8 protein-coding genes are annotated in these 12,932 nt (G+C 33.7%); 3 read left to right on the top strand and 5 right to left on the bottom strand.

The window, feature by feature from the left end:
* Positions 1–146 precede the first annotated feature (146 nt).
* Positions 147–1,886, top strand: a complete 1,740-nt coding sequence (locus ACXAHM_RS16385) for an ABC transporter ATP-binding protein (RefSeq protein WP_474961851.1) — start codon at positions 147–149, stop codon at positions 1,884–1,886.
* A gap of 9 nt (positions 1,887–1,895) precedes the next feature.
* Complete coding sequence (locus ACXAHM_RS16380) at positions 1,896–2,294, top strand: hypothetical protein (protein ID WP_474961848.1); 399 nt, start codon at positions 1,896–1,898, stop codon at positions 2,292–2,294.
* Positions 2,295–2,389: 95 nt separating this feature from the next.
* On the opposite strand, the gene ACXAHM_RS16375 is transcribed toward ACXAHM_RS16380, so the two are convergent.
* The 5 genes from ACXAHM_RS16375 to ACXAHM_RS16355 all read right to left on the bottom strand — a co-directional run bounded on the left by ACXAHM_RS16375 (position 2,390) and on the right by ACXAHM_RS16355 (position 11,095).
* A complete protein-coding gene (locus ACXAHM_RS16375; protein ID WP_474961844.1) occupies positions 2,390–4,930 on the bottom strand; it encodes a TonB-dependent receptor in 2,541 nt (846 codons plus the stop codon).
* A gap of 246 nt (positions 4,931–5,176) precedes the next feature.
* Positions 5,177–6,397: a BaiN/RdsA family NAD(P)/FAD-dependent oxidoreductase gene (locus ACXAHM_RS16370; protein WP_474961840.1), complete on the bottom strand. Its 1,221-nt coding sequence runs from the start codon at positions 6,395–6,397 to the stop codon at positions 5,177–5,179.
* A gap of 121 nt (positions 6,398–6,518) precedes the next feature.
* The gene (locus tag ACXAHM_RS16365) at positions 6,519–9,035 is read right to left on the bottom strand and encodes a YfhO family protein (RefSeq protein WP_474961838.1); all 2,517 of its coding nucleotides are present in this window, start codon (positions 9,033–9,035) and stop codon (positions 6,519–6,521) included.
* A 6-nt stretch (positions 9,036–9,041) separates the two neighbouring features.
* Positions 9,042–10,232, bottom strand: coding sequence for a glycosyltransferase (locus ACXAHM_RS16360; protein ID WP_474961836.1), 1,191 nt, complete (start codon positions 10,230–10,232; stop codon positions 9,042–9,044).
* Positions 10,229–11,095 (bottom strand): hypothetical protein, encoded by an 867-nt coding sequence (locus ACXAHM_RS16355; protein ID WP_474961834.1) that lies wholly within the window; start codon positions 11,093–11,095, stop codon positions 10,229–10,231. Before ACXAHM_RS16355 ends, ACXAHM_RS16360 begins: the two co-directional genes overlap by 4 nt.
* Positions 11,096–11,490: 395 nt before the next feature.
* Between ACXAHM_RS16355 and ACXAHM_RS16350 the strand changes: the two genes are divergently transcribed.
* Positions 11,491–12,840, top strand: coding sequence for a flippase (locus tag ACXAHM_RS16350; protein ID WP_474961832.1), 1,350 nt, complete (start codon positions 11,491–11,493; stop codon positions 12,838–12,840).
* The last annotated feature ends 92 nt before the right edge of the window (positions 12,841–12,932 follow it).

Raw genomic sequence — 12,932 nt, 5'->3', positions numbered from 1 at the left:
ATTTATTAACCCATTAAGATATTATACCCGAAATACTAACTATAATTAATTCTCTATAAAGACTTACACATGATAAAGTGTGTAGGTCTTTTTTTTATCACATTTTTAATGTAGTATTAATTAGATTTTCAACATCTATACTAAATATGGCAAAACAAAGAATCTCTCTACAAAAGGTCTTCAAAGAAATCATATGGCCTAGAAGAAACTATTTATTTATTGGTTTACTATTAATCATTATCAACCGTTTAAGTGGTTTGGTATTACCTGGTGCAAGTAAATACCTTATGGATGATGTGATTGTCAATAAAGATTATGATCAGCTAAAAATATTAGTCACTGTCGTTATATCTTCTATTGTAGTACAAGCAGCAAGTAGTTTTATGCTTACAAAAGTATTAAGTGTAGAGGCACAACGTCTTATTTCTGAGCTAAGAGCAAAAGTTCAAAGACACATAATCTCCCTACCTATTTCATTTTTTGATAATACTAAATCTGGTGTTTTAGTTTCAAGAATAATGAGTGACGTCGAAGGTGTTAGAAACCTAGTTGGAACTGGCTTGGTACAGATGATTGGTGGTACAATTACAGCAATTATTTCAATGATCTTGTTGATTAAAATAAGCCTATCCATGACGCTTTTTGTCTTAGTTCCAGTTTCAATTTTTGGAGTTGTTTCAATGCAAGCTTTTAAATCCATTCGTCCAATTTTTAGAAAAAGAGGACAAATTAAAGCCGAAGTAACAGGACGTCTTACAGAATCTTTGAATGGAGTTCGTGTTATTAAAGGATTTAATGCAGAGGAAGAAGAAAATCGAATTTTTGAAGAAGGTGTTACCCGTCTCTTTCAAAATATAAAGAAAAGTATGACGGCAACCGCTATTATGACTAGTTCTAGTGCTTTCCTATTAGGTTTAGCCTCAACTGGGATTATGGGTATTGGTGGTTATAAAATTATGCAAGGAGAATTGACAGTAGGTGACTTCCTTAGTTTTACGCTCTTCTTAGGTTTTATGGTTGCTCCTATTGTTCAAATGAGCAATATTGGTAGTCAATTAACAGAAGCTTTTGCTGGGTTAGATCGAACAGAAGAAATTATGAATAGGGCCGGAGAACAAGATGATCCTCTTAGAGATCATGAAGTAGCGGAAAATATTCAAGGAAATATTACTTTTGAGGATGTTCATTTTGAATATGAAGAAGACAAAGAAGTTTTACATGGGATTAATTTTGAAGCAAAAGCAGGCAGTATTACCGCTTTAGTGGGTTCCTCAGGTTCCGGCAAAACGACAATTGCTAGTTTGGCCGCATCGTTCTTGAATCCATCCAAAGGAGTTATCAAATTAGACGGTAAAGACCTTAGAACAGCAATTTTACCTTCTTATAGAAAACATTTGGGCGTTGTATTACAAGATGACTTCTTATTTGAAGGTAGCATAAAGGAGAACATCATGTTTTCTAACCCTACTGCAACAGAGAATGATTTACAAAATGCGATAAAAAATGCGTATGTAGATGAGTTTACAGATCGTTTTGACAAAGGAATTGAAACAATCATTGGTGAAAGAGGTGTAAAACTTTCTGGTGGTCAACGTCAACGTATTGCTATCGCTAGAGCTATTATTGCTGATCCTAGAATTATAATTTTGGATGAAGCCACTTCTAATTTGGATACTGAAAGTGAAGCATTAATTCAAGAATCTCTGGCGAAACTGATGAAAGGAAGAACAACAATTGTAATTGCCCATCGTCTATCGACTATTCAACAAGCGGATCAGATTTTAGTGATGGATCAAGGACAAATAATAGAAACAGGTACACATGATGAATTACTTGAAAAAGAAGGTCGTTACCATCAATTATACAAATATCAAGCACGCATATAATCAATAACCATGAAACAATATTCTATCCTCTCACTCCTATTTTTCCTTATTTTTTCAGCCTGTTCATCGAATGAAATGGATAATGAAAATTGTGAATCTACTCAGACTTGTGATATTACAGTTACACAAAGTCCAACAGAGGGAACGGTAAATACTCCATTAGATTTTACTTTAGAGTATACAATTTTTAATGGATGTGGATCTTTTAGTCAACTGACCGAAGATTATGACGGAACAACAGTTACTATCGCAATAGAAGCTAATTATGTGGGCTGTGTCTGTACTGAAGCATTACAATTAGGAACGGTGAACTATTCTGTTACACCAACAATTGCAGGAGATTATACATTCATTTTTGAATCACAATACAAAGATGATCAAGTAGTGAATGTGACCGTTACTGAGTAAAATACAAGTTTAAATATGGTTTTCCTTAATTTAAATGAATAAAAAAGGTTATCTCCTAACTGAGATAACCTTTTTTAAAAGTACAATTGCATTTACTAGAAATTGAAACTTAATTTGGTGTAGTAATATGCTCCATTAAAGCCCATTTGAACTGCATCATAGTATCCACCAGATTCTGTAGAAAGTGGATCCTGTTTCGTAGGATAAATATTAAAAATATTGTTTCCTCCTAATGTCCAGCTCACACGCTTATTGAAAGCATATGTAAATGCAATATCAGTAGTCAATTTAGCATCATAATGATCAATGGTTCCATCCCAGTCCATCAACTCTACTTCAGAGTATCTGTTAAGACGGATCATTGATGAAAGTTTCTTATAGTTGTGGCTTAATGTGAAGTTGAATTTACTTTTTGGAGCTGAAGCAAGTAAGAACATTTGCTCTCTCTCACCAAAGTAGATATCTTCTTTGCCTTCTAATTTTTCATTTGTATTGATTTCACCTAACTCCATGTGGTTAAAGTTACCCGCAACTGAAGCTGTGAAAGAATGAAGATCTAAGTTGTAAGTGTAAGCTAAAACAACATCTACACCATACGTTCTTGTATCTAATGCATTTGTAAAGAACTGTGCAGCACCTACATTTAACTCTTCTAACTCATCTCCAATCTCTGGATCATCACTTGTGAAAGCACCTGTTAATACAATTCTATCATCAATTGCCACATAGTAACCATCTACTGTTAATGATAACCCTTCAAGTGGATTTAAAGTAAAGCCTAAACTTGCATTTTTTGCCTTTTCCTGAGTCAATTCCGGAATACCCAAAGCTTGTGCTAACTCACTATCATTTGGAGCAATTACTTTATCTACAGTAACACCACCTTCAACATCGGTGAAAGTAGAGCTGTAATGTTTCTGTGCTAATGATGGTGCTCTAAAACCAGTACTGAATGATCCTCTAACTGCAAAAGCTGGAGAGAATTCGTAACGTGTAGCTGCTTTTACATTAAATGTAGAACCGAAATCACTGTAGTTTTCATATCTACCTGCTAATGCGACCATCCATTTATCTGTGATATCCGTTTCAACATCTAGATATAACGCTACGTTCGTTCTTTGTGCGTCTACTTCGTTTTCAGGTCTGAAACCAGGGAAACCTTGTGATCCACCCGCTGCTCCTTCTGGAGATCCACCTGTACCTGCAGGATATTGTGCATAAGAATCGTATTCACCTGCACCAATTCCATAAGTATCAATTCTAAACTCAGAACCAAAAGCTATGTTCATTCCTTCCAAGATACCATCATAGTATTTTGAAACATCTACACCCGTAACGTTTTGTGACAAATAATGTTTTCCAGCATAGAAACTTGTTGGTGAAGTACTACCCATTGAGGCATTTACCGTGTTATCTAAAGAATATTTGAACTCATTGTGTCCAAAAGTATTGTTGAAATCAACCTTCCAATCTTTGATATTTGTTTTTACACCTGCACTAATTGAATAATCCGTAATATCAGAGATAATATTAGGATCAAAACCTTCTGGATAAATGCTTGCTACATTTCTATCATCATCAGCACCACGTGTCCATGCATAAGATTCACCATGACGGTAATTATATCCACCAAAAGCATACACTTCAGTGTTTTCTGATAATGGTAATCCAGCATTGAAGAATGCTCCGCCACCTTGAGCCATCGCATCACCAATGTAATTTCTGAATACCTCTCCTTCATCAGGAACTCTATTCGTTCTACCTCTATATTGGTACTCACCTGTTAAATTAAGGTAACCACCTTTATCGCCTAAATTTGTACCATAATTAATATCAACACTACCTGTTTCGCCATCACCTTCAGAAGTGATACCTGTTCCCAAGTTTACGTTGACACCATCTGTATTTTTCTTTAAAACAATATTGATTACACCTGCAATTGCATCAGAACCATATTGAGCTGAAGCACCATCTCTTAAAATTTCAATTCTTTCAATGGCAGCCATTGGAATTGCATTTAAATCAGTACCTGTATTTCCTCTACCTCTTGTACCATAAAGGTTCACAAGAGAAGATTGATGTCTTCTTTTTCCATTAATTAAAACTAAGGTCTGATCAGGACCTAAGCCTCTTAGTGTTGCCGGATCCACGTGATCAGCACCATCTGCACCAGATTGACGGTTTGCATTAAAAGAAGGTGCAACATATTGTAACAGTTGGTTCATATCCAATTGACCCGTTGCCGCAGTAACATCTTCTAAGTTGATAACGTCAATAGCTACTGGAGTCTCAGTCACTGTTCTGTTTTGACTTCTTGAACCTACGATTTCAATCGCTTCTAGTTCAGTTGCATCTTCAGCTAGTGAAATTATTATTTTGTCTTTTGCAACAACTTCTTGTTGTTTAAAACCAACTAAACGTATGATTAGGGCTGTATTTTCTTGTACTTCAATTTGAAAATGGCCATCATAGTTTGCCGTAGTTCCGTGCGTTGGATTAGATTTCTCATAGATCACTGCTCCTGGAAGTGGATCACCATTTTGATCACTTACCGTACCAGAGATAAGTTTTGTTTGAGCATATAAGCTCGTGAAAGATATGAGGGTAAATAAAATAGATGATAAAATTAGTCTCATGTAAATTTGTACTTTTTTGCTATGCTTTAATTGAGATGAATCAAAGTTGTAGGGAATAGCGTGAGAAAAGCAAATCAAATGAACCGTTTCAATAATCATTAAAACTTATTAATAATTATCATCAAAATTCTAGTTTTAGATAAAAGAGCAATGTTCAAAATTTAACACATGCATCGACGTGTTAAATTTTGAACATTGTATTTATAGATTAAAATTGTACAATTGAAAGCTTAAAATTGCACTATTCTAAGATTTTATAATTGATTTAGCAGAAATAAATGAAGTTGTCCATGCTGCTTGGAAATTAAATCCTCCTGTTATTCCATCAATATCCATGACCTCTCCAGCAAAATGAAGATTTTTAACTTTTTTACTTTCCATTGTTTTTACATCAATATCAGAAAGACTAACACCTCCACAGGTTACAAATTCTTCCTTAAACTTCGTCGTACCTACAACATCATAGGGGTCAGACAATAAGAAATTAATTAATTTGTTTAGTTCTTTCTTACTTAGGTCTAACCATAGTTTTGTTTCTGGAATCTCAATCCTTTGCAGACAGTAGTCCCAAAGTCTTTGTGGCAATTGGAAAGGGTTTTTATTTTTAACCTGTTTTTTCTTTAATATCTCTTTTTGTTCCATTACAAATTGACGAAGTTCTTCTTCAGTAAATCCCGTCAACCAAGAAATCAAGATAGAGAATTGATAATTTCTATCAGATAAAACTCTTGCTCCCCATGCTGATGTTCTTAATACTGCAGGTCCACTTACACCCCAGTGTGTTATCAATAATGGGCCTTCTTCCATTAATTTCTTCTCACCTACCACTCTTACTTTTGCATTGGGAACAGAGAGCCCCATTAAACTTGTAAGCGGTTTATGATTGATTTTGAAAGTAAATAAAGAAGGAACAGGAGTTTCGATTTTATGCCCTAATGAAGATAACCATTGTAGACCTTCGATTTTTGGAGATCCACCAGTACAAACAAATACTTTATCAAAAGTTTCATTATCTCCTTCCAATTGTAAAACAATCTGTTCATTCTCTTGAGGGATTAATTTTTGAACTGTAGTGCTATATCTAAGTTGAATCCCTAAACTTTTCACCTCTTGCATCAAACAATCAATAATGGTCTGAGAGTCATCTGTATCAGGAAACATCCTTCCGTCCACTTCTGCTTTAATTTTTACCCCTCTATTCTCGAACCATTCCACAGTGTCTTTACTATTAAAATGACCAAATGCTTTTTTCAAAAATTTTTCTCCTCTAGGATAATTTTTGGATAAAGCGACAGGCTGAAAAATAACGTTTGTGACATTACAACGTCCTCCACCTGATATTTTTACTTTCCCAAGAACTTTAGATGTTTTCTCAATAATATGTACTTCAGCATCTTTGTTGTTTTCCGCTGCATTTATGGCTGCAAAAAATCCTGCAGCTCCTCCTCCGATAACCCCTATTTTCATATCTCTATTTTTTTGGTAAAGTTAATGAGTTGAGAAATGTATTTCAAAAACTGATATTAATAAAAAAGAGGTTATCCCCTCAAGTGAAGGAATAACCTCTTTTTGTCGTATTTATATTGACTTATTTCTTTGTCTCTTTATAAATCATTAATCCTACTGCTCCAAAAAGCAGTAATAATGTAATGTAGCCGGCGATTTTTGAGAATAAACCACCCATCACATATGAATTAGGATCAAAATCAAAAGTGATTTCATGCGTACCTGCAGGAATATGTAAACCTCTTAATAGATAATTTGTTCTAACGATATCTACTTCTTCACCATCAATTTTAGCAACCCATCCAGCTGGATAGTAAATTTCTGAGAATACTGCAAAACCACCTTTTTTCGTTTCTGCATTATATTTTAATCTTCTTTGATTAAATGACGTCAATTTAATGTTATCTCCATTCGAATAGTTTGTTGCAATATCTGCATCTGGGAATCTTTGTACATCTACGATAGCTTGGAAACTTGGATCAATAGTTCCTAAAGCTTCCATTTCCTCGTCTGCCGAATTTACTTTTAGTACTTTATCAACAAACCATGCATTTCCTAAAGCATTAGGATTTCTATAAACAGCTTGAGCTGAAGTTCCCAATATAGCATACTTCATGTTTAACATGTTCAAGGCTGGAGTAGCTCTAATCGTCATAGAATCACCCTTCTGAACACCATTTGCCAACGTTTGCATTTCTCTCATTAATTCTCTTTCGATTAAATCTTGGTATCTCCTCAATTTAATTGCTGAGTAACCACCAATTGATTTATGGAAATAAGAAGTATTCGATTCATTAAAAGTATTCGACGTCAAATTCAATACTCTATAATTTGGATCAGGGTCCTTCAAAATAGCTTTATCCGCAGCAGAAGGAACATGGTAATTCTTATTCGATTGTTTCTGGAAAGAAGCTTCATTAACGTATCTTTTTGCTACGCTCCAAACATCACCTAATGTCAATACACCTAAAACGATGATCGCAATTGTAGTATTTAATTTCTTCTTTGAGAAAGCAAAAATAACTCCTACAGCTACTATTAAAAAGAGGATAGAGCGAGTGATATCACCTCTAATAATTGTAATTCTTTCCTCATCTAAAGCATTCGTAAATTGGCTGATCATTCTTTGATCTTGAATACCAAACATTTGTTGGAAAATAGAAGCATCTCTAGCACCACTTACATCCATCATTCCAGCACCCAACCACATTAAGATTAATAAACCAAAAGTAGTACCTGCTGCTTTAATAAATGCTTTTTGAGTTTTTTCTGTCCATCCTTCCTCTAGTATTTTATTCAAACCTAAAGCTGCACCCATTGCCATAACAATACATCCAACTCCAAGTGCCATCGCTGGAGTTCTGAATTTATTCATACCAGGAAGGATATCAAATAAGGTATAATTGAACCACTCCAAATGTTTACCCCATGCAAACATTAGTGTAATTAATGTACCACCAATTAGCCATGCTCTTTGTCTTGCATCTAGTACAAATAATGCAAGAATAAAGAAGAATGAAATTAAAACACCTTGATAAATTGGACCTCCTGTAAAAGGTTGCTCGCCAAAATATAACGGCAGTTTAAAGTTTTCATTTTCAACAATATTTTTAGCTTGTTGCTTTCCTGCTGCTTTTTCTAATTGTGCAGCCAAAGGACCATCTGTTGTTACTCTTTCTTGGCTACTACCGCCATAGAAGTTTGGAGAGATCAAAGTCAATGATTCCATTTTACCTTCACTCCAACTAAAAGCATAATCTTTATCAAGGCCTTCTTCTGTATGATTTTTTTCTTGTCCTGGAAGAGCAGAAAGTTCTTTTTGACCACGAATAGAATACGTTGCATATTCTTGAGTTGTCCATACTCTCCATATCTGAGTTGAAGCTCCTAATGTTGCAGCAACTATACCAATTGGAATCACACGTGTAAGAAAAATATTTAACTCACCTCTTTTATACGCAAAGAATAATTCTGATAAACCATAGATTAAAATCACAAAACATAAATAGTACGTGATTTGGTAGTGACCTGCTCTTAGTTCTAAAGCAACAGATGTTGCCAAAAGAGCTGCACCCATCAACCATTTCTTATCAAAAATCAAACGCATTGCACCCAATACCATTGCACCATAACCTATAGCCCAAAGCTTCGTCACGTGTCCTGCCTCTAATGAAGTGATATAAAATGTATTGAAAGAAAAGGCTGCCGATATAAATGCTGCAATCCAAGGATTTACTCTAAAGCACATTAATCCAATCCAAATACCAACCATTAATAACATGACAGTCATCGGTGTTTCATAGGTATCATACATGAAACCCATGGACATTGTATAGAGTAAGTGTGTAGGATCTCCTTTTATACTTGATGTAATAAGTTCAGGCATACCAGAAAACATGGCTGAATTCCAAAGTGGTGCTTCACCTGTTTTCTCTGCTTCAATTTGAGAAGAATGAGACATTCCTTCAAAATGAACTAAATCTCCTTGTTGTAAGGATTTGTTGTCTAAAAATTCAGGGCTAAAATAGATTGCCGTTAAAATAAAAAATAGTGGGATGACAAATGCCCAACTGTATTTTAAAAGTTTATTATCACTCATATTAGTTTATGAAATTTCTTTCTTTAATCTTTCTTCTAAAATTTGCTTTAAATTACGTCCTGCAGTTTCAATATTAAACAATTCTACTGCATTTCTTCGAATTAATGCCCTATCGTAGTCTTTATTTTCTTTCATCCATGACGTTAGCCCATCTGCTAATCGATCTGAAGAAATCTCATCCAACAATATTCCATTACTTTCTTTTATAATTTCATTCATTCCTCCATTGCTAAAAGTAATAATTGGCGTGCCACAATATAAGCTTTCCAACATTACATTGGGTAGATTGTCCTCTCTACTTGGAAGTATAAATAAATCAGAGGCACTATATGCCAAAGCCATTTCTTTTTCTGATTTCAATACACCTGTAGTATAGATATTATCCATATGGAAAATTGATTCATCGTAATTCCCTACCACCAATAAATGCGTATTTTCAAACTTCACCTTTTGTAAGGCTTCAAAAAGTAGTTTTGCTCCTTTTCTATAATTTGAAATTCTCTCTGCTATAAATAGTAATACTTTTCCCTCTTTTGGCAAACCAAAATGAGCTCTAGCTTCTGCATTATCATAGGGTTTTAAATTATTCTCATTTAGAGCATAATAGCATTTAGTATGTTTAAATCTCCCGAGTAATTCACTATTTTTTGATGCTTCAATCATCCAGTTAGAAGGTGCCATTACTTCTATATCCCCATACTGATAGGCTTTCTTTTTGATAGCAACAAACTTTTCTTCCAGAGCATGGTATTGGGTAAATCTAGTTACATCATTTTTGTAATGATACCCTCCATGAAAGTGATTCATATCGTGTAAAAAGATATAAACGGGTTTGTTGATATTTTTGAAAAACGATGGGTAATCTATGAAATTACTCGCCCAATGTACAATCACAATATCAGCTTCTTGTACATCTCTATGTTGTTCAATTCTATATAATGAAAGCGGTGAAGTAAATCCTTCACAATCTTTGTCTTCTTTTAATACTTTGGGAAGTATTTTGATTGCTTTCCAAAGGGTAGATAGTCGTCTAAACCAAATTGAAGGATTAAAAGCATATACTTCTCTTTTATCTAAAGTTTCAGCTCTTGTAATCACCTTTGAGTCAACTCCTTGATCCAAAATAGCATCGTGCAATCTATAAGCTGCATTTCCTGCTCCTCCATTTGGGTATGTGCTGATATGAACTATTTTCATTTGTTGTTAGCGATAATATTGTCTAAAGTATCAAATGGATAGGAATCAATCCAACTGTCTTTTGATAAATTGATTATTTTTTGATTTCCTTCTTTTACTGACTTTGCCGTATTGAAGTGCTCATAGATCTTAAATTGATCATATTGAGATTTAAACTGTGTGACCGCCTTTGACCAAGAATTTTTGTCCGATGCATTTTTACGGACATCATTTTTCTTTGAATCGTAAAAATGGGCGATATTTTCTTTTTTGTAATCCCTCATCACTGTACTATCACAACCTAACATATAAATTTCTGAATAGCCCAAATAAAGTAAATAAGGTATCATCATTTGGGGACCATTAATAGGCGAAATCATCGGTTTAGCAATGTTTTCAAAATCCTCTGTATGTCTTGATAAAAATAAATGCTCTACGTTTCTATTCTTAAAAAGTGAAGGTCTGTTTTTTAAGTACGGAATATTCTTATGTCCTGTAACTATTTTAGTTTGAGATGGTAATTCTTCATCCGATTTTTGTAACCAATCCAAATAATTTTCCAAGATCAAGGGTTGATGATATGGAGCAAAAAAGTGTGCGATAGGATTAATACTTTGGATGTCTTTGTGCAAAAAAGCATTACTAATCGTGTAACAATCTTCTCCTTTTAATAAAGATAAATCTTCTAATTTTAAGGATGGACCCGTTGCAATCATAAAGCATCTCTTACCCACTTTTGAATTTTTTAATGCCTTATTTTGCTTCACCAAGTTATTATTGGAAAAAGTCAAAAACTGTAAATCTGCAAATCGCTTAAAAAGAGGCACATACACCTTTTTAGGTAACCATTCTTTTATTAAAGCTTCTGTTTTTACTCTCGACATTAAACTATTATTTATTGAACCTCAAACTTTCTATTTTATTTCGATGAGATAGAAAAGTGGAAAACATATTAATGTTACATCTCTAACCAAAAATGGTAGTAACGACAACTACAAATTTAAAAAACATTTCAACTATTCAGTACTAAAAAAAGTTGTATTCGTAGTCAAAGCTATCTTTCAAAAAAGCGAAATTACAAAATAACATGTTTATTACTCAGAGAAAATAATAAATTTGTATTCAATAAATTTGTGACGGATCAATGTACGATAGCTATCTAGTTGTTTTTCATGAAGTAATCCATTCACTACAATTATATTTATTTAATTTTTCCTACTTCCCGTACCTATTTTTTACTAAAAGGAAGTAAAAACCAAAGAGTGATTAGCACTAGTGCATGAAAAAACTTATCAATGATTTTAATAAATGGAGAAAAAAAGAAGGTGTAATCGCCATCTTCAAAAATCTGAACTGGCTCGCTTTTGATAAGGTTTCAAGAATTCTTGTAGGTTTATTTATCAACTCTTGGGTAAGAAAATACTTAGGTGTAGAAGATGTTGGCCTTTGGGAATATGCAATTGCACTAACAGCTATGTTTACTAGTATTGCTTCTTTTGGTTTAGAAAGAATTGTAATTCGCGACCTATTAAGCAAAACCTTTTCTCAGGAGACTATCTTAGGTACGGCTACTGCTTTTAGGACACTTACCTCTATTATTAGTGGAATCGGCATTCTATTTTATATCTACTTCTTTTCGGAAGTTGAGTCCTCCCTATTGTTAACCTTAGGCTTCCTGGGAGCATCAGGATTATTTTTTCAAACCAGTGACATCATACAATATTTTTATCAAGCACATCTTGATGTAAAAAAGACAGTGATTGTAAAAAATATATCCTTTATATCCTTTTCTTTAATTAAGGTACTTTTGATTTATCAGAACAGTACGTTATTCTTTTTTGCTCTTGTTAATTTCTTAGATATAGGTGTTGGTAGTCTTTTCCTATTGACAATGTATATTTTTGACACGAAAAAAATAAGACTATGGAAATTTGATTGGAATTATTTAAAAGCCTTAATCAGAGACTCTTGGCCTTTAGCAATATCTAGTTTAGCCTACATTATTTATTCTAAAATCGACCAAATTATGCTTGGTGATCTTCGAGATTCAACATATGATGTAGGTATTTATGGGACTGCTAGCAAATTATATGACATCCCGATATCTGTAATTGGAATTATTCTCGCTTCAGTTTATCCTCCATTTATTGAATTATGGAATCGGGATTCGAGAGATCAATTTTATGATAGGTACAAAAAAGCAACTTCTATGCTTACTGTACTTGCCTATGTAGGTTGTGTTTTTAATTGGCTTTTAGGTGAATGGGTCATTTTATTTCTATTTGGTGAAGCCTTTCTACCATCTTATTATATCTTCTCCATACAATGCATAGGAGCTATATTTCTATTTAATGCTTCATTGAGATCCAATTATTTATCACTCTCAAATAATCAACATATAATTATGTTTAGTACCATCTCTGGGAGTATCATTAATATTGGTCTCAACTTATATCTCATCCCAGAATATGGTAGTAAAGGTGCTGCTTATGCCACTCTGATTACCCAATTCTTTAGTCTTTATGTGACGAGTTTCTTCTTTAAAGCCACAAGACCGATTGTTTGGATACAAATTCGAAACTTATTTTTATTTGATATATTTCTATTCTTGAAAAAGAAAAAAGGATAAAAAAAAGCATTTCAATTGACGGTAGCACACTAGTTAAGTGTTGTTAGTCATCAAAAAATAAAATCCTGAGTAAGTAATTTGTATTACAATGC

The sequence above is a fragment of the Flammeovirga sp. AWQ4_249 genome (assembly GCF_056161045.1).
This window is presented reverse-complemented; position numbering and strand designations above follow the sequence as displayed.